We start from the raw sequence: 23484 nt of genomic DNA, 5'->3' as shown, positions 1-23484 counted from the left end.
GGACCGGTCCGTTCGCCGTGCGCATGCGAGGATTCCCGGGTGCGTACGCGAACCGTCCTGATCACCACCGCGATGGCCCTGGTGGCCGTCCTCGGCACGGCCGGCTGCGCCGAGGCTGCTCCGACCAGCGCTGCGGCGAGCTACCGCAACCTGCCGACCTCGGGGCGCCCGGACTACCAGCTCGGCGGCTCCTACACGCCGCCGTCCGGTGTGACGATCGTCGAGCGGGACAGCACCGCGAAGCCCGCGAAGGGCAAGTACGACATCTGCTACGTCAACGGGTTCCAGACGCAGCCCGAGTCCGCCCGCACGTGGACGGGGTCGTACCCGTCGGCGATCCTGCGCGACCGGGCCGGCAAGCCGGTGTCCGACCCGGGTTGGCCGGACGAGATGCTCCTCGACACCCGGACGGCGGCGAAGCGCGCGCTCATCACGAAGGTGCTCGCGAAGTCCATCGCCCGCTGCGGCGACCGCGGGTTCGACGCGGTCGAGTTCGACAACCTCGACTCGTGGACCCGGAGCGGGAAGCGTCTGACGCGCGCCGGCAACCTGGCGCTGGCGAAGTCACTCGTCGACACCGGGCACCGCCACGGCCTGGCCGTCGGGCAGAAGAACACGCCGCAGCTCGGGGCCTCCGGCCGGAAGCAGACCGGGTTCGACTTCGTCGTCGCCGAGGAGTGCGTGCAGTACCGGGAGTGCTCGGCGTACACGAAGGCCTACGGCAAGCGGGTCATCGACATCGAGTACGCGGACACCCTCGAGCGCTCGTGGGGCTCGGTCTGCGGGCTGAAGAGCCGCCCGGCGATGACGATCCTGCGCGACCGCGACCTGGTCACGCCGACCGACGACGCCTACGTCTTCGAGCACTGCTGAGCGCGGGTTCCTTCCCAGAACGCCCGCGATGGGAAGTCGAATCGGGCGTACCGGGCCGGAACTTCTGACCAGGTACGCCCGGAAGCGCCAGGTACGCCCCCGAAGCCCCGCGCCTACGCGGGCCAGGCGTCCTTGAGCGCGGTGGCCGCCTGGTCGGCCGACAGTCCCGCCGCGCGGGCAGCGGCTGCGAGCGCACGTGCGGCGTCGGCGACCGCGTCGGGCACCTCGGCCGGCCGCACCACCCGGGTGCCGGCACCACGAGCGGTGTGCACGAGCCCGGCCTCCTCGAGCAGCTGGTAGGCCTTCGCGACCGTGCCGGCCGCCAGCCCGAGCTCGTCGGCCAGCCCCCGCACGCTCGGCAGCCGTTCGCCGTCGACGAGGTACCCCGCGCCGATCTGTGCCGCGATCTGCGAGCGGACCTGCTCGAAGGGCGGCACGCGTCCGCCGGCGTCGAGTGCGACCAGTCCTGCCATGCGTTCCACCCTAGAAGTCGTACTGCTCGCCGACCGGGATCGGCACCGGCACGGTGTTGCCGGGAGGCGCGAGCGGGCACGCCCACGCCGGGTCGTACGCGCACGACGGGTTGTACGCGAAGTTGAAGTCCAGCACGAGCGAGTCGGCGTCGTCGCCGCCCAGGTCCGAGCCCTTGATCGTGTCGAGCAGGTAGCGTCCGCCGCCGTACGTGCCGCGGGCCTTGCCGGCACTGGAGTCCTTCACGGGGACGAACAGCCCGCCCGCGTAGCCGCCGTGCGACCAGACGTCGAGCGTGCCGACGCCCGGGACCGTCACGACGCCGAGGCGGTCGAAGTGCACGGTGCCGTCGGTGCCGGTCTCGTAGTCGAACTCGGCGGGCTCGGCCGGTTCGATGCGCACCTGGAACCGCCAGGCGGGGTCGTAGTCCGGCACGGGCAGCGACTCGAAGTCGCGGGCGTCCTCGTCCAGGAGCGGCGACGCGGGGTGCTCGGCGAACATCGCGTCGCGGGTCTCCCGCCACAGCGCGTGCGCCGTCTGGGGATCGGGCGTCGCGCGGACACGGCGGTACAGGTCGAACGTCATGCGCCGCCAGTCCACGGTCGCCAGCGTGCTGCGCACACGGTCGTCGGTCGTCGGCTCCTGGGGGCGCGTCTGGCTCACGTGGTCGAGGCTACGCCCGCTCCGCGGTGGACGGGAGGCCCGACTCGCCTCGGTCAGGCAGCATCCGTCCGCCAGGTGGGCGCGAGCGCACGCATCCGGTACGCCCGCCACTGCCAGATGACCCACATCCCCGGCCACAGCAGTGCGCCGAGGGGCCACGGCCGCATCCGGTAGGTCAGGCGGTCGATGAGCAGCGTCCGGTCGCCGGGAGCCGGCACGACCGCCATCCGGTGGCGCATCGTCATGCGGCCGAACAGCCCGCTCGGACCGCCGCCGTTGTCACGCTGCACGGGGACGCCGTCGATCTCGTACAGGTCGAGGTCGACGTGCGTGTCGCCGCTCGGCACGAGGCCGAACGCACTCGCGGTGATCGGGTGCGGGTGCCCCGGTTCCCACCGCTCGGGGAACCCCTCGGGGCTGCGCGAGCGGTACACCAGGAACGGCTTCGTCACCGCGACCATCACGGACGGGGACAGCAGGGCATCGCGCACGGCGTCGACCGGCGCATCGAGGACGATCCGGATACCGACGTGCATGCCCAGGACCCTACGCTCGCGGCCGACGACCGCTCTCGGCAAATGTAAAATACGAGTATGTCAATCTGGGAGGCATGCGTTCCGTTCACTCTCGTCTGCCCCTGCTCCTCGCTCCTGCCGCCCTCCTCGTCCTCGCCGGGTGCGCCACCGACTCGGCGTCGGTCGTCCCCGCACACGACGAGGGCGCGGTGTGGTCCTACGACGGCGCGAGCGGGCCGGCGCACTGGGGGGAACTGGCGGACGACGACGCGCTGTGCGGAACGGGTGTCCGGCAGTCCCCGATCGACCTGCCCGAGGCGGACGACGGCCCGGAGCTCGACCTCGTCGGATCGGGCCCGGTGCGGGGAGCGACGGCGGACAACGGGCACACCGTGCAGTTCACCGCCGACGACGGCGCCTCGACCACCATCGACGGAGACGCGCTGGACCTGGTGCAGATGCACTTCCACGCCGGCTCCGAGCACACCGTCGACGGCGACCGCTTCGCCGCCGAGTTCCACTTCGTGCGCGCGGACGACCGCGGAGCCCTGACGGTCGTCGGGGTCCTCGCCGAGCGGGGCGCGCACAACCCCGCGTACGACAGCTACGTCGCCGGCGCCACGGCCGGAACCGGTCGGGAGAGCACCGTCGACGTCGAGGCGATGCTGCCGGACGATCGCTCCTTCGTGACCTACGACGGTTCGCTCACCACGCCGCCCTGCACCGAGGGAGTGCGGTGGATCGTGTTCGAGGACCCGATCGAACTCGGCGCCGACCAGCTCGCCGCCCTCGAGGCCGTACACGACCACAACGCCCGGCCGGTCCAGCCGCTCGGGGACCGGATCGTGCGCGACCGGCTCTGACGGTCAGGCGTGTCGGGCGGACCGGCGGCGGGACCCCTCGGCGCGGTCGTGCCGCCGGAGCCGCTCGGCCAGGGACAGCCGGACCGCCGGCCACTCCGAGGCGATGATCGAGAACACCACGGTGTCGCGGAGCGTGCCGTCGCGACCGATCGAGTGGTTCCGCAGCACGCCGTCCTGCTTCGCGCCCAGACCGGCGATCGCGGCGCGGGACTGGTGGTTGTGCCAGTGCGTGCGGAACTCCACCGCGATGCACTGCCAGGCCTCGAACGCATGGGACAGCATCAGCAGCTTCGCCTCGGTGTTGATGCCCGATCGCTGCGCCGACTTCGCCAGGAACGTGCTGCCGATCTCGACGTGCCGGTTGCCCGCGTCGATGTTCATGAAGGTCGTCGAGCCCACCACACGGCCGGTCGGACGGTCACGCACCGCGAAGGGCACCATGCGGCCGGCCTCGTGCTCGGCGAGGCGTCGGTCGATCTCGTCCTCGACCTGGGCCGGCGCGGGGACCGAGGTGTACCAGGTGCGCCACAGATCGCCGTCCGTCACCGCTGCCCGCAGGTCGTCCGCGTGCTCCTGCGCGAGGGGCTCGAGCGTCACACGGTCGCCGGTCAGGGTGGGCGCGGGGGCGATCTCCATGGAAGTGCATCCTACGGTCGTCGACCATGGTGGAGCCTGTCGGGACGGCCACCCTGTGGAGAGGGACAGCATCGCCCGGACGGCTATCGTGACGGACGTGGCAGAACGCACCCAGGAGCAGTACCAGGTCCGGTTCGCGTGGGGCACCGGTGGTGCGGCACGCATCGCCCACGGCGCACACCTCGTCGTCTGGGTGGACGTCCTGCCGAGCTCGCCGGACGCGGCGGCGCAGCGCCGCGCGTTGCGGAACGCGACCGCCCAGCTGCCGGACGGTCCGGAGGTCGTGCTCGGCCACCTCGGCAACGCGAGTGCGATCGCGGAACGGGTGACGGGCCTCCAGGCCGATCGTGGCGACCGGTGCGTCGTCGCGGTCGTCGCCGCCGGGCTGCACCATCCCGGAGCGCTGGATGACGCGGCCGAGGCCGCGGGCGAGACCGTCGACGTGCCCGACGCACCCGACTTCGCCGTCGAGGACCTGCTCGCCGCCGGCGCCGTCGTCGACGCGCTCGCCGCGGTCGGGATCGACCACACCTCACCGGAGGCCGCCGCGGCCTGCGCGGCGTACACCGGGGTCCGGCGCGCGGTGAAGCACCTGGTCACGGCCTCCGAGAGCGCGGCCGTCCTCGGTCGCGAGCCGGTGCACGCGGCGCTCGCCGTCGGACCGGAACTGGTCGTCCTGCGGGAATCGTGGGGCCGGGCGTAGCGTTCGGGCGGACAGGGACCGGAGCGCCGTCCAGGCCGTCCGGCACCAGCGAGCGAAGGAGCAACGCATGAAGGCAGTCGTCGGCGACACGGTGATCGCGGAGGCCCCGGAAGAGGACCTCATCAAGATCGAGGGCAACTGGTACTTCCCGCCGTCGAGCGTGAAGTCCGAGCTGTTCACCGAGAGCCCCACCCAGTACCACTGCCCGTGGAAGGGCGACACCCAGTACTTCACGGTGAACGTGGACGGACAGGCGCTGCAGGACCGCGCGTGGTCCTACCCGACGCCGATCCCGTCGTCGTTCGACCGCGTCGGCAAGGACTACTCGGGCTACGTCGCGTTCTGGAAGGACGTCACGGTCGTCGAGTGACGACCAGCGTCCCGGCGCTCACTGCGTCACCGTGAGCACGATCAGCGCGACGTTGAGCGCCACGATGACCGCCGCGATCACCCACGCCACCACGCGGGTGGTCGCGGCGTTCACGTCCGTGCCCATGATGCTGCGGCGCGACGTGTAGACGACCAGCGGGACGATCGCGAAGGCGATCCCGAAGCTCAGCACGACCTGGCTCACCACCAGCAGCATCGTCGCGTCGGCACCGATCGCGAGCAGCACGATCGCCGGCACCAGGGTGATCACACGCCGCGCCACGAGCGGGATCCGGACGTGCAGCAGCCCCTTCATGATCTCGGCGCCGGCCATGCAGCCGACCGAGGTCGAGGCCAGCCCCGACGCCAGCAACCCCACCGCGAACAGCACCCCGACGACGGGCCCGACGTGGTCGGCGATCGCCCGCTGGGCACCGGGGATCGAGTCGGTGTCGGCGACGCCGGGCAGGGTCGCCGCGGCCAGGACGAGCATGCAGATGTTCACGCCGCCGGCGACCACCAGCGCGAGACCGACGTCCCACCGGGTCGCGACGAGCACGCGGCGGCGCTCGGGGCCGGCGGGGACGTCGCCGTGCCGGTCGCGGGCCAGCGCGGAGTGCAGGTAGACCGCGTGCGGCATGACCGTCGCGCCGAGCATCGACGCCGCGAGCATCACCGACTCGGAGCCCTCGAACCGCGGCACCAGGCCGCTGACGAGCTCGGCGGGGGAGACCTGCGCGAAGAGCAGCCCGGCGCAGAAGCCGACGGTCAGGATCGCGAGCATCGCCGTGACGACGGCTTCGAAGGTGCGGGTCCCGCGGCGGCTGTGCAGGGTCAGCAGGAGCATCGAGACCACGCCCGTGATGAGCCCACCGGCGACGAGCGGCAGGCCGAAGAGCAGGTGCAGGGCGAGTGCGCCGCCGATCACCTCGGCGATGTCGGTCGCGGCCGCGACGATCTCGGCCTGCCCCCAGAACAGCAGCCTCGGAGTGCGACGCATCCGCAGGCCGAGGTGCTCCGGGAGGGACCTGCCCGTGACGACGCCGAGCTTGGCGGACAGGTACTGCACGACGACCGCGCTCGCGTTCGCGGCGACCAGGACCCAGAGGAGCAGGTAGCCGTACTTCGCCCCGGCGGTGAGGTTGGCCGCCACGTTGCCGGGGTCGACGTAGGCGATGGCCGCGACGAACGCCGGGCCGAGCAAGGTGAGGCCGGCGGCGCGGCGGCGCGGCGTGCCGGAGGGCTGCTCGGTGGTCCTGGCGGCGGCGGTGTCGGTCACGGGACCAGCATGCCAGAGAATTCGGTGCGCCGAATCTTTTTCTTCGCGCTACCTTGTCGGCTGGCTGGAGGGTGGTTCAGACCGCCGCGCGCCGAGCGCGGTGCGCACGGACCTTGGCGCGGTTCCCGCACCGCTGCATCGAGCACCAGCGACGCGTCCCGCCCCGCGAGGAGTCGTAGAAGACCAGCGCGCAGTCGTCGGCCGAGCAGCGGCTCAGACGCGTCGGTCGGCCGTCGGCCTCGACGTCGTCGAAGCCGACCTCGGTGAACAGCGCGACGGCGTCGCGCGCGACGCTGGACAGTGCCTGGGCCAGGCGGACACGGTTCGCTCCGGCACGGCGTCGGCCACCCGGGAGGCTCGGGGGCACGTCCGGCAGGGCGGCGAACAGGTTGACGGTGTCGATGTCGTCGGGCGCGGGGCGCGTGCGGCCGGTCCCGGCACGAAGGCCCGCCGCGACGGCGGTGCGCTCGGCCGCGGTGGTCGCCGGGCCGGGGGCCGCGGCGACGGCGAGTCGGGCGATCGCCGCGCGGAGCGCGCGTGCGTCCTGCAGCTCGCGCGCGCTCGCCCCGACGTCGATCGGTTCGGTGTGGTCGCTGAGCCACTCGTCCAGGTCCGCCGGGCTCGCGAGCAGCTCACCGAGCTGCGATCGAGGGCGTCGGCCGTCCGGGTCGTCGGCGAACCCACCGGTGTGCGCGAAGTCCAGGGCGATCCGACCGGCGTCGAAGAACCAGGTGGATCCGGCGTCCGTGCGGATGTGCTGCCCCGTGTGCATCCGTCCAGGCTAACGGGTTACCGGCGCGCCTCCGCGCGCGGACGGACTCATGCGGTAGTCGAGGCCACTGTCGACGGGGTGTCAGCCTCGCTCCGGCGCCGCCAGACGATGGCGTTGCGGGGATCGAACCGGCGGGAGCACCGGGCACAGGCGAGCTGGCGGGTGGGCGTCCGGTAGCGGAAGTGCTCGTGTCCGGCGGGGCAGGTCCCGATCCACGGTGCGAGCTCGCTGGCGATCGGGCCGTCGTGCAGCCGCGAACCCGTGTACCCGATGGCGGACGCGGTCCGCTTCCACTTCGGGCCGTGGCCCGCACGTGCTCCGGCGAGGGCGTGCGCGACCTCGTGCAGCAGGACCTGCTCGACGTCGTCGTCCGAGAACCGTGTCGCCAGGTGCCGGCTGACGGTGATGCGCTTCCGGGCGAAGTCGCACTGTCCTGCGCGGGTCTTCGCGTGGTCGAACCCGAAGGCCCACGAGCCCGCGCCGAGGTGTTCGGTGATGAGTGCCTCGGCTCGGGAACGGACCGTCTCGAGTGCGGTCACTGGTCGGCGCGGGGGTCGGCCTGGCCCTTCTTGGCTGCCCGCGCGGCGATCCGTCCCCAGATGTCGTCGGCCTCGGTGCGCGCGGCGTCCGGCGCCCCGAGCACCCGGCGGCGGATCGGCGGGACCTGCTTGACCGGCTCGGCGACGCGCATGGTCGGTTCGTCGTCCTCGGCACGGCGGGCGGCGACCTCGCGGGCCGTCCGCGGCTTGTCAGCGGGTTCGGCGGGGTGCGTGATCGAGGCACGCATCGCCGCCTCGACCGCGGTGCGCAGCGCGTCGGTGCGCTCGGACGGGGCACCGGCCTGGCGGAACGCCTGGTAGGCGCGGGACAGCGCGGCGCGGGCCTCCTCGAAGCGGTCGTTCTCGAACAGCGACCACCCCTCGATCTCGGCGGCGGCGCCCTCGAGCTCCGGCCACTCCTCGGTCGCGGCGGTGTCGCGGGCCAGAGCGGCCTCGGTCGCGGCACGGTCGTGGCGACCGAGGTCGTGCAGGATGTGCGCGCGCCGGATCCGGGCGGCGACCTTGTCCTGGCGCTCGCCCGTGAACATCGCGAGGCGGAAGACCTCCTCCGCGACGACGAGGGACTCGTCGAGACGGCCGAGCAGGCGGAGGAGTTCGGCGCGTTCCGCGAGCGCCTCGGTGCTGCGGCTCTGACCGAGGTCGCGCAGACGCTGGTGCACGGCGTCGACGTCGACCGCCGGCCGCAGGCTGATGGGCGCGAAGGTGCTGCCCGGGCTGACCCCGGCCGTCACGGGAGCCGCGTGGCGCGGTTCACGGGACGGGTCGGACGGGTCGGGCTGCTGACGGTCGTCGGGCGGGAGGGACATCGGTTCGAGGGTAGCCGCGCTCTGCCGGGAGCGGCCGGTGCGACGCGCTCAGGCTTCGCGCCGGTGGACGGAGAACGGCCCGCCGTGCCGGAGCACGACGGGCCGTTCCGGACCGGCTCGGCGGATCAGGACATCCCGCTCGCCGCGACCGCAGCGACGCCGACCGCCACGACGAAGACGATGAGCGCGACGACGGCGAGGACGATGGCGAAGACGCCCCAACCGCGGCCACGCTTGGTGACGGCAGCGATGATGCCCTGCACGATCGCCCACAGGCCGAGGGCCGTGCCCAGGTAGAACATGAGGGACCCGGTGATGACGTTCGACGAGGTCATCAGCTCGGTGATCTGCGCGTCGCTCGGCGTCGCTCCGCTGTTCTGCATCGAGTCGCGGAAGGCGTCGGAAGCGCCGAACGACTGCCCGAACAGGTACCCGCCGATGGCTCCCACGACCAGGGCGGCGAGGCCGACCACGAACGCGATCACGCCGACGGTCTTCTTCTTGGCCTTCGGTTCCTCGTAGCTCTGCCACGCGGGCGAACCGGAGCTCGCGGGCGCCGCGGCGTACGGCTGCTGGCCGTACTGCTGCTGCTGCTGCCCGTACTGGTCCTGCTGCTGCCCGTACTGCTGCTGCTGCCCGTACTGGTTCTGCTGCTCGCCGTACTGCGGGGCGGACTGCCCGTACTGCGGCGTCGGGTCGCTCCGCTCGCCGTACCGCGGTGCGTCGGCGGCGGGCTGCTGCTGCGGGGCTTCGCCCCAGCTCGGCGCCTGGCCGTCGCCCGTCCGGTCCTGGTTGCTCCGGTCGTCGTTCGTCATCAGGGGATCCCATCGCTCGGTCGCGCACCTGCGCGGTCGTTCAGACCATCCTGACAGCCGCACCCGCCGAGTGCCCGGGAACGGCCTGGCGCGCCTCCCCGTCGCCACCGCGGGGTCAGGCGCCGAACACGCTCCGGTTCGGCTCCGGTGACGCCACGGCCGTCGCGTCGGTGACGATCGGCGCCCCGGCGATGAACGCCCGCAGCTCGGCCCCGTGCACGACCTTCGCCGGCATCGGGTCCGACGAGTACCGCCGCGGCATCTCGGCGATCGGCAGGTCGGTCGGCGAGCCGAGCAGCACGATGTTCCCGAACCGACGCCCCTTGAGCATGCCGGTGTCCGCCACCGCTGCGACCGACGGCAGTACGGCCTGCAGCGTCGACGCCTGCCCCCGTGCGAACGCGAGACCAGCGCCGTCGGCCACGTTCACCGCGACGATGCCGGTCGGCGACAGGAACGCGGCGACCTCGCGGTAGAACTCGATGCTCGTCACGTGCGCCGGGATCTGCGAGCCGCCGAAGACGTCCACCACCGCCAGGTCCACCGTGCCGCGCAGCCCGGAGGGGAGCTTGCCGAGCACCTCGCGCGCGTCGCCGTACCGCACCCGGATCGACGCACCGCGGGGGAACGGCAGGACCTCGCGGACGTGGTCCACCAGGTCGCGCTCGAGCTCGATGACCTGCTGGCGCGAGCCCGGCCGGGTCACCGCGACGTACCGGGGGAGCGTCAGGGCACCGGCGCCGAGGTGCAGCGCCGTGACCGGGCCGGACGGCAGCAGGTCGATGGCGTGCCCGATCCGCCGGATGTACTCGAACGCCAGGTGGGTCGGGTCCTCGAGGTCGACGTGCGACTGCGGCGTGCCGTCCACCACGAGCGTGAAGGACCCGGGGCGGTGCCGGTCCGGCTCGACCACCGAGTAGCCCGCACCGATCCGGAACCCGTCGAACGCATCAGCCATGCGGTCAATCGAACACCACCCGACCGGCACCGCGATCACCACCCGGGCCCCCACCCCTGGTTGGTGTGCCCGCGGACGCACCGGAACGAGGCTGGATCCATCGGTCGGGGACGTCCCGCCGGGTCACCTCGAAAGGCACACCATGTCGGTCCAGCTCCTCGTCAACGTCCTGATCGGCGTCGCCCTCGTCGGCTTCCTCGGGTACCGCCAGGCCACCTGGCAGTACCTCGACCCGGCGCGCATCTGGCGTACGCCGATGATCATGGCGATCGTCGGTGTGGTGGTCCTGGCGCAGTCGGGGGCGACGATCACCACGACCGACGTCGTGTTCCTCGGCATCGAGGCCCTGATCACGATCGGTGTGGGCCTGACGATGGGCACCATCACCCGGTTCCGCACGGTCGCCACCCCGGACAGCAAGGGTCGGACGATCCAGTCCCGCACGGGGTGGCTCGGTGCGTCGCTCTGGGTCGTGCTCATCGCCGTGCGCGTCGGCCTCGATGTGCTCGGCGGCCACCTCGGTGCGCACCTGCTCACCTCGACCGGCGCGATCCTGCTCGTGCTCGCCCTGAACCGCGCCGCCCGCGCCGTCGTCATCGACCAGCGCATCCCGCGCGGAGACCGCGGAGACCGCGGAGACCGGACCGCCAGCCGCCGCACCACCCGCGGCATGATGGTCCGGTGACCCTGCTGAGCGGACAGGACCCGACCGACCTCCCCGGGGGTCGGTCCCGTTCGGCAACCGCCTGGGGACTCAACGCCCTCGGCATCGTGATCGTCGGGTTCTGGTTCGTGAAGAACGGACTCGAGCTGCAGCCGCCCGCGTGGGTGTGGGTGCTCGGCGCGGTGGCGCTCGCCGCGTGGGCGCTCCGCGAGTTCGGCCGGACGCCGCAGCTGCTCGTCGTCGCGGGCGTGGTGATGATCGTCGCCGGCTCCCTGACCGTGGTGGCGACGGACTCGCTCATGATCGTCCCCGTGATCGTCGGGATCGTCCTGCTCGGCGCGAACCTCCGGGTGCCGGTCTGGCTCGCGGCGGTGGCCGCGGTGGGGGCGGTGGTGGTCATCGCCGTCTGCGCGACGATCGAGCACGCCTCGGTCCAGTTCGTCCTCGGCACGAGCGGCGGGCTGCTGCTCGGCGTGCTCATCGGGTTCAGCCGCCGGCAGTTCCGGGTCGCGGCGCAACGTGCGCGGCAGGCCGAGCGGGACCAGCAGCGAGCGCAGCTCCTCGCCGACCGGTCCCGGGCCTCGCGGGACATCCACGACGTCCTCGCGCACTCGCTGGGCGGACTCGTGCTGCAGCTCGATGCGGTCGAGGCCCTGCTCGAGGCCGGCCGGGTCGACGACGCGACGAAGCGTGCCGGCGAGGCCAGGACCCTGGCGGCGGACGGCCTCGCCGAGGCGCGCCGAGCCGTGCACGCCCTCCGCGACGACACGGACGCCGAGCCCGATGCCACCCCGGACCGGGCCGCGACCCCGGACCGGGCCGCCCCCGACCCGACCACGACCGCGGACCGCGCCACCACACCGGACCGGACCACAGCCCTGGACCAGGCCACGCGGACCACCGGAGCCGACGTGCCGGACGCGAGTCGCGCCTCCCGGCCGTCCACCGACCACGTGCCGGCCCGTACCGACCACGCCGACCGCACCGACCACGTGCCGGACCGCACCGACCTGACCGCCCTGGTCGCCGCCCACCGCTCGTTCGGCGGCACCATCGTGGTGCAGGGCGACGCGACCCTGGCCGCACTCGACGAGGCGCACCGCGCTGCCGTCGTCCAGGTCGTCCGTGAGGCCCTCAGCAACGCCCGCCGGCACGCCCCCGGCCGCCCCGTGTCGCTGTCCGTCAACCGTGACGGCGACGCCGTGGACGTCGTCGTGGCCAACCCGCTCACCGGCGGCGGCCAGGGCCTGCTCGGGATGCGCGAGCGCGTCGAGGAGCTCGGTAGCGGCGCGACGGTCGAGGCGGAGCGGTCCGACGACGAGTTCGTCGTCGCGCTGCACCTGCCTGTGGACGCCGTGGCCACCACCGAGGGAGAGGCCTCGTGACCATCCGTGTCCTCGTCGTCGACGACCAGGCGATCGTCCGCGACGGCCTGGTGACGGTGCTGTCGCTCGTGCCGGACCTGCAGGTGACGGGTGAGGCCGCCGACGGCGCCGAGGCGATCGCAGCGGTGGACCGTGACGCTCCCGACGTCGTGCTGATGGACCTCCGCATGCCCGGTACCGACGGGCCGACGGCGACCGCGCGCATCGTGGCCGACCACCCGCAGGTGGCGGTGCTCGTGCTGACGACCTACGCGGACGACGAGTCGATCGTGACCGCGCTCCGGGCCGGTGCGCGCGGGTACCTGACGAAGGACGCCGGACGGACCGAGATCGCGACGGCGATCCGGGCGGTCGCGTCGGGGCAGTCGACGTTCGACGCCACGGTGGGGGCGCGGCTGGTGGCGCAGCTCGCCGGCGGCGGGGCGACGGCATCCGCACCCGCTGTGCCGGCGCTGCGTGACCGGTTCCCGGACCTCACCCCGCGCGAGGCCGACGTGCTCGAGCGCATCGCGGCCGGCCGGACGAACCCGCAGATCGCGGCGGAGTTGTTCCTGACGGTGCCGACGGTGAAGTCGTACGTGAACCAGGTGTTCGCGAAGCTCGGGGTCGCCACCCGCGCCGAGGCGGTCGCGCGCGTCCTGCGCTGACCGGTCCTGGCCGGTACGTGAATGCGTACACATGGACGGCCAGCGGACGCCAAGACTCGTTCCGTACTGTTCATCCGGTCGTCACGCGGGACCGCGTCGATGCGTGCAGTGCCCCACACCTCGCGCGTCCGCCCTCCCGACGTGACCACGACGTGCCGTCGAGCGCCCCCACCGCTCGAGCGTGCGCGCCGTCGGCACGCGTCCGCGTGCCCCTTCCGGTCACCCGCGCGCGCTGGCCGTGATCACACCGCACCCGTCATGTAAAATACGGGATGCAACACTCCGCCGAGCCGCAGGAGACCCGACATGACCGCTGACACGATGAGCGTGCCCACCGCACGCCTGGCCGCACCGACGACCCGCGACACCACGCGCACGACCGCGAGCCGGACGACGCGGGTGCCCCGCGCCTCCCGTCCGGCCCACGCCGACCACGAGGCGGCGCCCACCTGGATGCGTGTCGTCGGCGCGGTCCTGCTCCTCGGTGGCCTCGGCCTGACCGCGGCGGTGACCGCCTGGCCCGGCGACGCACCGGAGACCGCGCTCATCGTTCCGGCGTTGGTCGCCGTCGTGGCGGGCGTGCTGCTGCTGCTCGCACGAGCCGGGTTCGCTGTCACCGACACGCACGTCACGCTGCACTTCCGGCCGCTGCCGCCACGGCGCATCGCACGTCGGCGCATCGCCGACGTCCGACTCGTGGAGGCAGACGCCCGCACCTACGGCGGCGTCGGCCTGCGGATCGGTCGCGGTGTGCGCGCCCTGATCCTCACCCCCGGACTCGGGATCGAGCTCACCGACGACCGTGGTCGCGTCACCTTCGTGCGCACCCGCCGACCCGAGGACGCCTTCCGTGCGCTGGCCGGACTGCAGGGCCAGCCGGGAGGCGCGGGGCACGTCGAGCGCGAGCGCCTCGGCTGAGCGTACGGCCGGGTCCACCGCGCGGGCGGCGTGCGCAGGCCTGTTGCGGGCCGTCGCGGGCCGGACGCGGGCCGTCGCGGGCCGGGCGCGGGCCGGGAATTCCGCGGGCACGCAGCGGCTTATACACGCCACTGCCGAATCTGGTCAAGCCAGGACTGGACAGCACGACTCGGCGCGAACTATGATGGCAGTTCGCGCTCCCTGGCATCCGTGTCGTCATATTGCGGTCGACGCAGAGTTCTGAGTTGGACAAGCTCAACTCGCCCTGGTGCAGCCGGACCCGTATATGGCGGCGGGTCCCGCTCACGGAGATCATCCCACACGTGCACCGACGTTCCGCGTCAGGCACGCGTCGGCGTGGTCGCAGGGCAAGAACTCGCGGGGATCGCCGAGCGATCATCTACTCACCTACATGCTGCTCGTCAGTATCGGCCCGACGGGGCCTACGGAGGTCACACCCTTGGCTGCTGCGCCCAACGCATCCACCAACCCCAAGAACGGTCGCAACCACTCGCGACTCTCGTTCGCCAAGATCACGGACACCCTCACGGTTCCTGATCTGCTCGCACTCCAGACGGAGAGCTTCGACTGGCTCGTCGGCAACGACGTCTGGAAGGCCCGTCTCGCAGAGGGACAGGAGCAGGGTCGCACCGACCTCGCCCTGCACTCCGGGTTGGAGGAGATCTTCGAGGAGATCTCCCCGATCGAGGACCTCGGCGAGACCATGCAGCTCTCGTTCACGGCGCCCGAGCTCGAGGACCCCAAGTACTCGATCGACGACTGCAAGGAGCGCGGCAAGACCTACGCCGCTCCGCTGTACGTCAACGCCGAGTTCATGAACCACATGACGGGTGAGATCAAGACGCAGACGGTCTTCATGGGCGACTTCCCGCTCATGACCGAACGCGGCACGTTCATCATCAACGGCACCGAGCGCGTCGTCGTGTCGCAGCTCGTCCGTTCGCCCGGCGTGTACTTCGAGCGCCAGCAGGAGAAGACGTCCGACAAGGACATCTACTCCGCTCGCGTCATCCCCTCGCGTGGTGCGTGGCTCGAGTTCGAGATCGACAAGCGCGACCAGGTGGGCGTGCGCATCGACCGCAAGCGCAAGCAGTCCGTCACGGTCTTCCTCAAGGCGCTGGGTCTGACCAGCGAGGAGATCATGGAGGAGTTCCAGGGCTTCGCCTCGATCGAGTCGACCCTCGAGAAGGACGCCATCCTCACGAAGGAAGAGGCGCTCAAGGACATCTACCGCAAGCTGCGCCCGGGCGAGCAGGTCGCTGCCGAGGCCGCGCGTGCGCTGCTCGACAACTTCTACTTCAACTCGAAGCGCTACGACCTGGCGAAGGTGGGCCGCTACAAGGTCAACCGCAAGCTCGGGATCGACGCCCCGCTGTCCGACTCGGTGCTGACCGTTAAGGACATCGTCGCGACGATCAAGTACCTCGTGTCCCTGCACGCCGAGAAGACCACGCTGAACGGCGTGCGTGACGGCGAGCCGGTGCAGCTGCGCCTCGACGTGGACGACATCGACCACTTCGGCAACCGTCGCATCCGCGCCGTGGGCGAGCTCATCCAGAACCAGGTCCGCACGGGTCTGTCCCGCATGGAGCGCGTCGTCCGCGAGCGCATGACCACGCAGGACATCGAGGCGATCACGCCCCAGACGCTCATCAACGTGCGTCCGGTCGTCGCCGCGATCAAGGAGTTCTTCGGAACCTCCCAGCTGTCGCAGTTCATGGACCAGAACAACCCGCTCGCGGGCCTGACGCACAAGCGTCGTCTGTCGGCCCTCGGCCCGGGTGGTCTGTCCCGTGAGCGTGCCGGCGTCGAGGTCCGTGACGTCCACCCGTCGCACTACGGCCGCATGTGCCCGATCGAGACCCCGGAAGGCCCGAACATCGGCCTGATCGGCTCGCTCGCGTCGTTCGGTCGGATCAACTCGTTCGGCTTCATCGAGACCCCGTACCGTCGCGTCGTCAACGGCGAGGTCACGAAGACCATCGACTACCTGACCGCCTCGGAAGAGGACGAGTTCGTCGTCGCGCAGGCCAACGCGCCGCTGACCGACTCGTTCCACTTCGCCGACGACAAGGTCCTCGTCCGCAAGAAGGGTGGCGAGGTCGAACTCGTCGCCAAGGGTGAAGTCGACTACATGGACGTCTCGCCGCGCCAGATGGTGTCGGTCGCGACCTCGCTCATCCCGTTCCTCGAGCACGACGACGCGAACCGCGCCCTCATGGGTGCGAACATGCAGCGTCAGGCCGTCCCGCTGCTCCGTTCCGAGTCGCCGCTCGTCGGCACCGGCATGGAGGGCTACACCGCGATCGACGCCGGTGACGTCGTCACCGCCGACAAGGCCGGTGTCGTCTCCGAGGTCTCGGCCGACGCCGTGACCCTGCAGCTCGACGAGGGTGGCACGCAGACCTTCTACCTGCGCAAGTTCGACCGCTCCAACCAGGGCACGAGCTACAACCACCGCGTGGTCGTCTCGGCCGGCGAGCGTGTGGAGCAGGGCGAGGTCATCGCCGACGGTCCCGCGACGGAGAACGGCGAGCTCGCGCTCGGCAAGAACCTCCTCGTCGCGTTCATGCCGTGGGAGGGCTACAACTACGAGGACGCGATGATCCTGTCGCAGAACCTCATCAAGGACGACACGCTCTCCTCGATCCACATCGAGGAGTACGAGGTCGACGCCCGCGACACGAAGCTCGGCAAGGAGGAGATCACCCGTGACCTCCCCAACGTCAGCCCGGACCTGCTGGCCGACCTCGACGAGCGTGGCATCATCCGCATCGGTGCCGAGGTCCGCCCCGGCGACATCCTGGTCGGCAAGGTCACGCCGAAGGGCGAGACCGAGCTCTCCGCTGAAGAGCGCCTCCTCCGCGCCATCTTCAACGAGAAGTCGCGCGAAGTCCGCGACACCTCGCTGAAGGTGCCCCACGGTGAAGAGGGCACGATCATCGGCGTCAAGGTGTTCGACTCGCAGGACGGCGACGACGAACTCGGCTCTGGTGTCAACCAGCGCGTGGTCGTCTACATCGCCCAGAAGCGCAAGATCACCGCGGGTGACAAGCTCGCCGGTCGTCACGGCAACAAGGGCGTCATCTCGACCATCCTCCCGGTCGAGGACATGCCCTTCCTCGCCGACGGCACCCCGGTCGACATCGTCCTGAACCCGCTCGGCGTCCCCGGCCGCATGAACTTCGGCCAGGTCCTCGAGATCCACCTCGGTTGGCTCGCCAAGCAGGGCTGGAACGTCGAGGGCATCCAGGAGTGGGCATCGGCCCTCCCCGAGGCAGCGCACAGCGCCGCTCCGGGCACGAAGGTCGCCACCCCGGTGTTCGACGGTGCGTACGAGCGCGAGATCGAGGGCCTCCTCGACTCGACCCTCCCGAACCGCGACGGCGAGCGCCTGATCGGCTCGTCCGGCAAGGCGCAGCTCTTCGACGGTCGCTCCGGCGAGCCGTTCCCCGAGCCCGTCTCGGTCGGCTACATGTACATCCTCAAGCTGCACCACCTGGTCGACGACAAGATCCACGCTCGTTCGACGGGTCCGTACTCGATGATCACGCAGCAGCCGCTGGGTGGTAAGGCGCAGTTCGGTGGCCAGCGATTCGGTGAGATGGAGGTGTGGGCGCTCGAGGCGTACGGCGCCGCCTACGCCCTCCAGGAGCTCCTGACGATCAAGTCCGACGACATCCTCGGCCGCGTGAAGGTCTACGAGGCGATCGTCAAGGGCGAGAACATCCAGGAACCCGGCATCCCCGAGTCCTTCAAGGTCCTCATGAAGGAGATGCAGTCGCTCTGCCTGAACGTCGAGGTCCTCTCGGCCGACGGCCAGGCGGTCAGCCTGCGCGACAACGATGACGAGGTCTTCCGCGCTGCGGAGGAGCTGGGCATCAACATCTCCTCGCGGTTCGAGTCGTCGTCCGTCGACGACATCTGATCCCGCCCGTACATCGAAGCCTGAATCAAGCAAGAGAGAAGAACATTGCTCGAAGCAACTTCCTTTGACGCCATTCGGATCGGCCTCGCGACCGCCGAGGACATCCGTCAGTGGTCGTACGGCGAGGTCAAGAAGCCGGAGACCATCAACTACCGCACCCTGAAGCCCGAGAAGGACGGTCTGTTCGGCGAGCAGATCTTCGGTCCTTCCCGCGACTGGGAGTGCGCCTGCGGCAAGTACAAGCGTGTCCGGTTCAAGGGCATCGTCTGCGAGCGCTGCGGCGTCGAGGTCACCAAGTCCTCGGTCCGTCGTGAGCGCATGGGCCACATCGAGCTCGCTGCCCCCGTCACGCACATCTGGTACTTCAAGGGCGTCCCGTCGCGCCTCGGGTACCTCCTCGACATGGCGCCGAAGGACCTCGAGAAGGTCATCTACTTCGCGGCGTACATGATCATCGACATCGATGAAGAGGGCCGTCACGCGGACATGCCCGGTCTCGAGAACGAGATGCGTCTCGAGATCAAGACCCTCGAGGGCCAGCGCGACTCGATCATCGCCGACCGCCTCAAGAAGCTCGAGGACGACCTCGCAGCCCTTGAGGAAGAGGGTGCGAAGGCCGACGTCAAGCGGCGCACCAAGGACACCGCCGAGAAGGAGATGTCCCAGGTCCGCAAGTCGTTCGACGAGGACATCACCCGTCTCGAGCGTGTGTGGGAGGACTTCCGCAACCTCAAGGTGGGCGACCTCAAGCCCGAGGACGCCGTCTTCCACGAGCTCCAGGACCGGTTCGGGATCTACTTCGACGCCTACATGGGCGCCGAGGCGATCAAGCTCCGGCTCGAGGCGTTCGACCTGGCTGCCGAGGCCGAGGCGCTGCGTCTGCAGATCGCCGAGGGCAAGGGCCAGAAGAAGATCCGCGCGATCAAGCGTCTGCGCGTCGTCAGCTCCTTCCTCGCCACCGGCAACTCGCCGGCAGCGATGGTGCTCGGCGTCGTGCCGGTCATCCCGCCGGAACTGCGCCCGATGGTCCAGCTCGACGGTGGCCGTTTCGCCACGTCGGACCTCAACGACCTCTACCGTCGTGTGATCAACCGCAACAACCGTCTCCGCCGCCTGCTCGACCTCGGTGCCCCCGAGATCATCGTGAACAACGAGAAGCGCATGCTGCAGGAGGCCGTCGACGCGCTGTTCGACAACGGTCGTCGTGGACGTCCGGTCACGGGTACCGGCAACCGCGCCCTGAAGTCCCTGAGCGACATGCTCAAGGGCAAGCAGGGTCGTTTCCGCCAGAACCTGCTCGGCAAGCGCGTCGACTACTCGGGCCGTTCGGTCATCATCGTCGGCCCGCAGCTGAAGCTGCACCAGTGTGGTCTGCCCAAGCAGATGGCGCTCGAGCTCTTCAAGCCGTTCGTGATCAAGCGCCTGATCGACCTGTCGCACGCGCAGAACATCAAGTCGGCCAAGCGCATGGTCGAGCGTTCGCGTCCGCAGGTGTGGGACGTGCTCGAGGAGATCATCCGCGAGCGCCCCGTGCTGCTGAACCGTGCGCCGACGCTGCACCGTCTGGGCATCCAGGCGTTCGAACCGCAGCTCGTCGAGGGCAAGGCCATCCAGCTCCACCCGCTCGTGTGTGCTGCGTTCAACGCGGACTTCGACGGTGACCAGATGGCCGTGCACCTGCCGCTGTCGGTGGAGGCCCAGGCCGAGGCCCGCATCCTGATGCTCGCCTCGAACAACATCCTGAAGCCGTCCGACGGCCGTCCGGTGACCCTGCCCGCACAGGACATGATCATCGGTCTGCACCACCTGACGACCGTCCGCGAGGGCGCCGTCGGTGAGGGCCGTGCGTTCTCCTCGGTCGCCGAGGCGATCCTGGCCAACGACCAGCACACGCTGCACCTCAACGCCATGGCGAAGATCCGCATGACGGGTGTCCACTTCGCCGAGGGTGAAGCTCCCGAGGGCTACGAGCAGGGCGACACCGTCCTCCTCGAGACGACCCTGGGCCGTGCGCTCTTCAACGAGACCCTCCCGGCGAACTACCCGTTCGTCCAGAAGGTCACCGACAAGGGTGTGCTGTCCGCGATCGTCAACGACCTCGCCGAGCGGTACTCCAAGACCGAGACGGCCGCTGCGCTGGACCGGATCAAGGACGCCGGCTTCTACTGGGGCACGCGCTCCGGTGTGACCGTCGCCCTGTCGGACGTCGTGACGCCTCCTCGCAAGAAGGAGATCATCGCGGGCTACGAGATCCAGGCCGCCAAGGTGCAGGGCGAATTCGACAAGGGTCTGATCACCGACTCCGAGCGTCGCGCCGACCTGATCAAGATCTGGACCGAGGCCACCAACGAGATCGCGCAGGAGATGCGGGACAACTTCCCCGTCGACAACACGATCAACCGCATGGTGTCGTCGGGTGCTCGTGGTAACTGGCTGCAGGTCCGCAACATCGCGGGTATGCGTGGTCTGGTGAACAACCCGAAGGGCGAGATCATCGCCCGCCCGATCATCAACTCGTACCGCGAGGGCCTGACCGTGGCGGAGTACTTCATCGCCACCCACGGTGCTCGCAAGGGTCTTGCCGACACCGCGCTCCGTACCGCGGACTCCGGGTACCTCACCCGTCGTCTCGTGGACGTCTCGCAGGACGTCATCATCCGCGAAGACGACTGCGGTACGACGCGTGGCCTCGAGCTGCCGATCGCGACCGTGGACGCGGACGGCAAGCTGGTCCGCGACCCGCGCGTCGAGAACACCGTGTACTCGCGCACCCTGGCCACCGAGGCCGTGGACGCCAAGGGCACGGTCGTCGCCGAGGCTCGCGAGGACGTCGGTGACGTGCTCCTCGAGAAGCTGCTGGCAGCCGGTGTCGAGAGCATCAAGGTGCGCTCGGTCCTGACCTGCGAGTCGGCCGTCGGTGTCTGCGCGAAGTGCTACGGCCGTTCGCTCGCCACCGGCAACCTGGTCGACATCGGTGAGGCAGTCGGCATCATCGCCGCGCAGTCCATCGGTGAGCCCGGTACCCAGCTGACGATGCGTACCTTCCACACGGGTGGTTCGGCCTCGGCCGACGACATCACCCAGGGTCTGCCGCGTGTCACGGAGCTCTTCGAGGCCCGTACGCCCAAGGGCGCGTCCCCGATCGCCGAGGCCCCCGGCCGCGTCGTCGTCGAGGACACGGACAAGGGTCGTCGGATCATCCTCACGCCGGACAACGGTGACGAGCCGTTCATCTACCCGGTGCTCAAGCGTGCGACGCTCCTCATCGAGGACAACCAGCACGTCGAGCTCGGCGAGCAGTTCATCGCCGGCACCGTCGACCCGAAGGAAGTCCTCCGGGTCAAGGGTGTCCGAGAGGTCCAGAAGCACCTGGTCAACGGTGTGCAGGACGTCTACGGCTCGCAGGGTGTGCCGATCCACGACAAGCACATCGAGGTCATCGTCCGTCAGATGCTCCGCAAGGTCACCGTCGTCGACCACGGCGACACCGACCTGCTGCCGGGTGAGCTCGTCGACCGGTCGCGCTACAACATGCTGAACCGTGCGGCGCTGCAGGAGGGTCGCAAGACCGCCTCGGCTCGTCAGGAGGTCATGGGCATCACGAAGGCGTCCCTCGCGACCGAGTCGTGGCTGTCCGCCGCTTCCTTCCAGGAGACCACCCGCGTGCTCACGCAGGCGGCCATGGAGGGCAAGCAGGACCACCTCGTCGGCCTCAAGGAGAACGTCATCATCGGTAAGCTCATCCCCGCCGGGACGGGCCTCAGCCGGTACCGCGACGTGGACGTGAACGCGACGGAAGAAGCGAAGGCAGAGCGGTACCCCAACCGCATCTTCGCCGACGACTCGTCGTTCTCGGACGCCGACCTGAGCTTCGTCGACTTCGACAGCTTCTCGTCGGACGACTTCACGCCGGGCACGTACAACTGAGTCTGATGTGATCCCACGAAGGCCCCGTCTCCGCAAGGAGGCGGGGCCTTCGTCGTGTCGTCACCACGTGACGGACAGGAGGCCCGGTGCCAGGCCGCCACGGGCCTCCCGTCCGTCAAGCGGGTGCGTCTAGAGCGCGCGGTCCGCGCCGTTGTCGCGTCCCGATCCGCGACCGGTCTCGTCCACGAGCGAGAACAGGCTGAGGACGTTGCCGTCGGGGTCGCGGACGTCGAACCAGTTCACGGCGCCGTCGACGCACTCGACCGGTCCGATGTCGATGCCGAGCGAGCCGATGCGGGCGTGCTGCGCGCCGACGTCGTCGACGCCGAACCGGACGCTCACGGGGTTCTCCTCGGCGGAGTCGTCCTCGTAGAGCTGGAGCCAGATCCCGCCGACCTCGTACTCGGCGACACCGTCCTCGGGTTCGAGGTCCGGTTCGGTGCGCTCGAAGACCGCGCCGTACCAGAGGCAGGACGCCTCGATGTCGGTGACGGGCAGCCCCACGGTCACGCTCGTGATGTCCATGACTCATCATGGTCCCGGTCGGGCCTGCTCGTCGAGGGCTTTCGGCGGCGTCTCGCCGCGCGGCGGAACTGGCAGGCTGGACGGATGGCGACCCTGCGCGAACGGATCACGGCCCCGGCACACCTCTCGTTCCCCACGCCGATCGGCGGGCTGACGTTCCGCGCGGGCGGGCTCGACGACGTCGGGGCGATGCACGCCGTCGCGGTCGCGTCGGCCGCGGTCGACGACCCGCACGCTCGTCCCTCCACAGCCGACCTCGAACGGTCGTTGTCCACCGAGGGGCTGGACGTCACCAGGGACACCGTGGTGGGCGTCGATGCTGGAGGGCATGTGCAGGCCTACGGCATCGTCATCGACGTCCCCTCCCGCGTCACCGCTGCGCGCGCCGTGCTCGACGGGGCGGTCCACCCCGACCTGCGCGGGCAGGGGATCGGACGGCGGGTACTGGCCTGGCAGGTCGGCCGGGCCCGGCAGCGCCTGGCGACGCTCGACGTCGACCTGCCGGCGACGCTCGACGTCGGTGGGCGGCAGGGGTCCTCGGCGCTGCGGCTGGCGGCGCACCACGACTTCGCGCCGGTGCGCACCTGGCTCGACATGCAGGTCGTGTTCGACGACCGCGCGTCGGACACCGACGCAGTGCCCGTCCTGGGGGACGGGCTCGTCCTGCGGCCCGCCACGGCGGACGACATCGAACCGCTCCGGACGGCCAAGAACGACGCCTTCCGCGACCACTGGGGTTCCCAGCCGATGGTCGCGTCGGACTGGCGGGGGTTCCTCACCTCGGACAAGAGCCGGCTGGACCTGTCGCGGGTCGTCGTCGGTGCCGACGACTCGGTCGTGGCGTTCACGATCGTCGAGGTGGAGCCCGACGGGTTCGCTGCCCGGGGCCGTTCGTACGGGTACGTGCACTGGGTCGGCGTCGTGCGTGCAGCACGGGGGACGGGGCTCGCCCCGATCGTCCTCGACGCCACGCTGCAGGCCATCCGCGCCGACGGGTTGTCCGCAGCGGTGCTGCACGTCGACGCCGAGAACCCGAGCGGAGCCGGGCGCATCTACGAGCGACTCGGGTTCGTCGCCCGCGAGGTCCACGTCACCGCGTCGACGTCGCTCTGACCGTCGCGTCGGGGGGCCTGGACCCCAGTTCTGGGTGCATCCGGACCCCCTCCGCCCCCTCCTTCTGGGACTG

At 70.6% G+C, this 23484-nt stretch carries 22 protein-coding genes; 11 read left to right on the top strand and 11 right to left on the bottom strand.

Features of this window, described 5'->3' with window-relative positions; translation table 11 throughout:
* Positions 1-39 precede the first annotated feature (39 nt).
* Positions 40-873, top strand: coding sequence for an endo alpha-1,4 polygalactosaminidase (locus EDF48_RS01700; protein WP_131877693.1), 834 nt, complete (start codon positions 40-42; stop codon positions 871-873).
* Positions 874-986: 113 nt separating this feature from the next.
* On the opposite strand, the gene EDF48_RS01695 is transcribed toward EDF48_RS01700, so the two are convergent.
* The 3 genes from EDF48_RS01695 to EDF48_RS01685 all read right to left on the bottom strand — a co-directional run bounded on the left by EDF48_RS01695 (position 987) and on the right by EDF48_RS01685 (position 2543).
* Entirely contained in the window at positions 987-1346 is a 360-nt protein-coding gene (locus tag EDF48_RS01695) for a GntR family transcriptional regulator (protein ID WP_165901018.1), read from the bottom strand.
* A gap of 10 nt (positions 1347-1356) precedes the next feature.
* Complete coding sequence (locus EDF48_RS01690; RefSeq protein ID WP_123293403.1) at positions 1357-1929, bottom strand: DUF1684 domain-containing protein; 573 nt, start codon at positions 1927-1929, stop codon at positions 1357-1359.
* Positions 1930-2060: 131 nt separating this feature from the next.
* Positions 2061-2543, bottom strand: coding sequence for a hypothetical protein (locus EDF48_RS01685; protein WP_131877691.1), 483 nt, complete (start codon positions 2541-2543; stop codon positions 2061-2063).
* Positions 2544-2617: 74 nt separating this feature from the next.
* On the opposite strand from EDF48_RS01685, the gene EDF48_RS01680 reads away from it, so the two are divergent.
* Complete coding sequence (locus tag EDF48_RS01680; RefSeq protein WP_131877689.1) at positions 2618-3385, top strand: carbonic anhydrase family protein; 768 nt, start codon at positions 2618-2620, stop codon at positions 3383-3385.
* Positions 3386-3388: 3 nt separating this feature from the next.
* Here the strand turns inward: EDF48_RS01680 and EDF48_RS01675 are convergent, their stop codons facing one another.
* Positions 3389-4021: a GNAT family protein gene (locus tag EDF48_RS01675; RefSeq protein WP_123671409.1), complete on the bottom strand. Its 633-nt coding sequence runs from the start codon at positions 4019-4021 to the stop codon at positions 3389-3391.
* A 97-nt stretch (positions 4022-4118) separates the two neighbouring features.
* Between EDF48_RS01675 and EDF48_RS01670 the strand changes: the two genes are divergently transcribed.
* On the top strand, positions 4119-4724 hold the full coding sequence (locus EDF48_RS01670) for a hypothetical protein (RefSeq protein ID WP_243692327.1): 606 nt from the start codon (positions 4119-4121) through the stop codon (positions 4722-4724).
* A 67-nt stretch (positions 4725-4791) separates the two neighbouring features.
* Positions 4792-5094 carry a DUF427 domain-containing protein gene (locus EDF48_RS01665; protein WP_111083501.1) on the top strand — a complete coding sequence of 101 codons (303 nt, stop codon included), beginning with the start codon at positions 4792-4794 and terminating at the stop codon, positions 5092-5094.
* A gap of 18 nt (positions 5095-5112) precedes the next feature.
* Here EDF48_RS01665 and EDF48_RS01660 read toward each other — a convergent pair whose 3' ends face one another.
* From EDF48_RS01660 to EDF48_RS01635, 6 genes are all read right to left on the bottom strand, one after another.
* Complete coding sequence (locus EDF48_RS01660) at positions 5113-6372, bottom strand: Nramp family divalent metal transporter (RefSeq protein WP_131877687.1); 1260 nt, start codon at positions 6370-6372, stop codon at positions 5113-5115.
* 76 nt (positions 6373-6448) lie between these two features.
* Complete coding sequence (locus EDF48_RS01655) at positions 6449-7144, bottom strand: CGNR zinc finger domain-containing protein (RefSeq protein ID WP_111083499.1); 696 nt, start codon at positions 7142-7144, stop codon at positions 6449-6451.
* 47 nt (positions 7145-7191) lie between these two features.
* The gene (locus tag EDF48_RS01650) at positions 7192-7683 is read right to left on the bottom strand and encodes a SprT-like domain-containing protein (RefSeq protein WP_131877685.1); all 492 of its coding nucleotides are present in this window, start codon (positions 7681-7683) and stop codon (positions 7192-7194) included.
* A complete protein-coding gene (locus EDF48_RS01645) occupies positions 7680-8510 on the bottom strand; it encodes a hypothetical protein (RefSeq protein ID WP_123936981.1) in 831 nt (276 codons plus the stop codon). The genes EDF48_RS01650 and EDF48_RS01645 overlap by 4 nt, the downstream gene beginning before the upstream one ends.
* A gap of 125 nt (positions 8511-8635) precedes the next feature.
* Entirely contained in the window at positions 8636-9325 is a 690-nt protein-coding gene (locus tag EDF48_RS01640; protein WP_131877683.1) for a DUF4064 domain-containing protein, read from the bottom strand.
* A 115-nt stretch (positions 9326-9440) separates the two neighbouring features.
* The gene (locus tag EDF48_RS01635) at positions 9441-10283 is read right to left on the bottom strand and encodes a fused MFS/spermidine synthase (RefSeq protein WP_123339452.1); all 843 of its coding nucleotides are present in this window, start codon (positions 10281-10283) and stop codon (positions 9441-9443) included.
* Between the two features lie 142 nt (positions 10284-10425).
* Here EDF48_RS01635 and EDF48_RS01630 point away from each other — a divergent pair, with 142 nt between their 5' ends.
* From EDF48_RS01630 to rpoC, 6 genes are all read left to right on the top strand, one after another.
* Positions 10426-10968, top strand: a complete 543-nt coding sequence (locus tag EDF48_RS01630) for a hypothetical protein (RefSeq protein ID WP_131877681.1) — start codon at positions 10426-10428, stop codon at positions 10966-10968.
* Complete coding sequence (locus EDF48_RS01625) at positions 10965-12332, top strand: histidine kinase (protein ID WP_131877679.1); 1368 nt, start codon at positions 10965-10967, stop codon at positions 12330-12332. The genes EDF48_RS01630 and EDF48_RS01625 overlap by 4 nt, the downstream gene beginning before the upstream one ends.
* Positions 12329-12979 carry a response regulator transcription factor gene (locus tag EDF48_RS01620; protein ID WP_131877677.1) on the top strand — a complete coding sequence of 217 codons (651 nt, stop codon included), beginning with the start codon at positions 12329-12331 and terminating at the stop codon, positions 12977-12979. Before EDF48_RS01625 ends, EDF48_RS01620 begins: the two co-directional genes overlap by 4 nt.
* Positions 12980-13285: 306 nt before the next feature.
* Positions 13286-13897, top strand: coding sequence for a hypothetical protein (locus EDF48_RS01615; protein ID WP_131877675.1), 612 nt, complete (start codon positions 13286-13288; stop codon positions 13895-13897).
* Between the two features lie 460 nt (positions 13898-14357).
* Positions 14358-17846, top strand: a complete 3489-nt coding sequence (gene rpoB, locus EDF48_RS01610; RefSeq protein ID WP_111083490.1) for a DNA-directed RNA polymerase subunit beta — start codon at positions 14358-14360, stop codon at positions 17844-17846.
* A 45-nt stretch (positions 17847-17891) separates the two neighbouring features.
* Positions 17892-21773, top strand: a complete 3882-nt coding sequence (gene rpoC / locus EDF48_RS01605; RefSeq protein WP_111083489.1) for a DNA-directed RNA polymerase subunit beta' — start codon at positions 17892-17894, stop codon at positions 21771-21773.
* 129 nt (positions 21774-21902) lie between these two features.
* Here rpoC and EDF48_RS01600 read toward each other — a convergent pair whose 3' ends face one another.
* Positions 21903-22298 carry a VOC family protein gene (locus EDF48_RS01600; RefSeq protein ID WP_131877673.1) on the bottom strand — a complete coding sequence of 132 codons (396 nt, stop codon included), beginning with the start codon at positions 22296-22298 and terminating at the stop codon, positions 21903-21905.
* 84 nt (positions 22299-22382) lie between these two features.
* Between EDF48_RS01600 and EDF48_RS01595 the strand changes: the two genes are divergently transcribed.
* Positions 22383-23411 carry a GNAT family N-acetyltransferase gene (locus tag EDF48_RS01595; protein WP_131877671.1) on the top strand — a complete coding sequence of 343 codons (1029 nt, stop codon included), beginning with the start codon at positions 22383-22385 and terminating at the stop codon, positions 23409-23411.
* Positions 23412-23484: the final 73 nt, after the last annotated feature.

It is taken from the genome of Curtobacterium sp. PhB191 (assembly GCF_004346515.1).
Classification (GTDB): domain Bacteria; phylum Actinomycetota; class Actinomycetes; order Actinomycetales; family Microbacteriaceae; genus Curtobacterium.
This window is presented reverse-complemented; position numbering and strand designations above follow the sequence as displayed.

What these genes read in the sequence shown, in the direction of transcription:
- EDF48_RS01695 (WP_165901018.1), bottom strand. Translation starts at nt 1,346, where the DNA reads ATGGCAGGACTGGTCGCACTCGACGCCGGCGGACGCGTGCCGCCCTTC.
- EDF48_RS01690 (WP_123293403.1), bottom strand. Translation starts at nt 1,929, where the DNA reads ATGACGTTCGACCTGTACCGCCGTGTCCGCGCGACGCCCGATCCCCAG.
- EDF48_RS01685 (WP_131877691.1), bottom strand. Translation starts at nt 2,543, where the DNA reads ATGCACGTCGGTATCCGGATCGTCCTCGATGCGCCGGTCGACGCCGTG.
- EDF48_RS01680 (WP_131877689.1), top strand. Translation starts at nt 2,618, where the DNA reads ATGCGTTCCGTTCACTCTCGTCTGCCCCTGCTCCTCGCTCCTGCCGCC.
- EDF48_RS01675 (WP_123671409.1), bottom strand. Translation starts at nt 4,021, where the DNA reads ATGGAGATCGCCCCCGCGCCCACCCTGACCGGCGACCGTGTGACGCTC.
- EDF48_RS01665 (WP_111083501.1), top strand. Translation starts at nt 4,792, where the DNA reads ATGAAGGCAGTCGTCGGCGACACGGTGATCGCGGAGGCCCCGGAAGAG.
- EDF48_RS01655 (WP_111083499.1), bottom strand. Translation starts at nt 7,144, where the DNA reads ATGCACACGGGGCAGCACATCCGCACGGACGCCGGATCCACCTGGTTC.
- EDF48_RS01645 (WP_123936981.1), bottom strand. Translation starts at nt 8,510, where the DNA reads ATGTCCCTCCCGCCCGACGACCGTCAGCAGCCCGACCCGTCCGACCCG.
- EDF48_RS01640 (WP_131877683.1), bottom strand. Translation starts at nt 9,325, where the DNA reads ATGACGAACGACGACCGGAGCAACCAGGACCGGACGGGCGACGGCCAG.
- EDF48_RS01635 (WP_123339452.1), bottom strand. Translation starts at nt 10,283, where the DNA reads ATGGCTGATGCGTTCGACGGGTTCCGGATCGGTGCGGGCTACTCGGTG.
- EDF48_RS01630 (WP_131877681.1), top strand. Translation starts at nt 10,426, where the DNA reads ATGTCGGTCCAGCTCCTCGTCAACGTCCTGATCGGCGTCGCCCTCGTC.
- EDF48_RS01615 (WP_131877675.1), top strand. Translation starts at nt 13,286, where the DNA reads ATGACCGCTGACACGATGAGCGTGCCCACCGCACGCCTGGCCGCACCG.
- EDF48_RS01600 (WP_131877673.1), bottom strand. Translation starts at nt 22,298, where the DNA reads ATGGACATCACGAGCGTGACCGTGGGGCTGCCCGTCACCGACATCGAG.
- EDF48_RS01595 (WP_131877671.1), top strand. Translation starts at nt 22,383, where the DNA reads ATGGCGACCCTGCGCGAACGGATCACGGCCCCGGCACACCTCTCGTTC.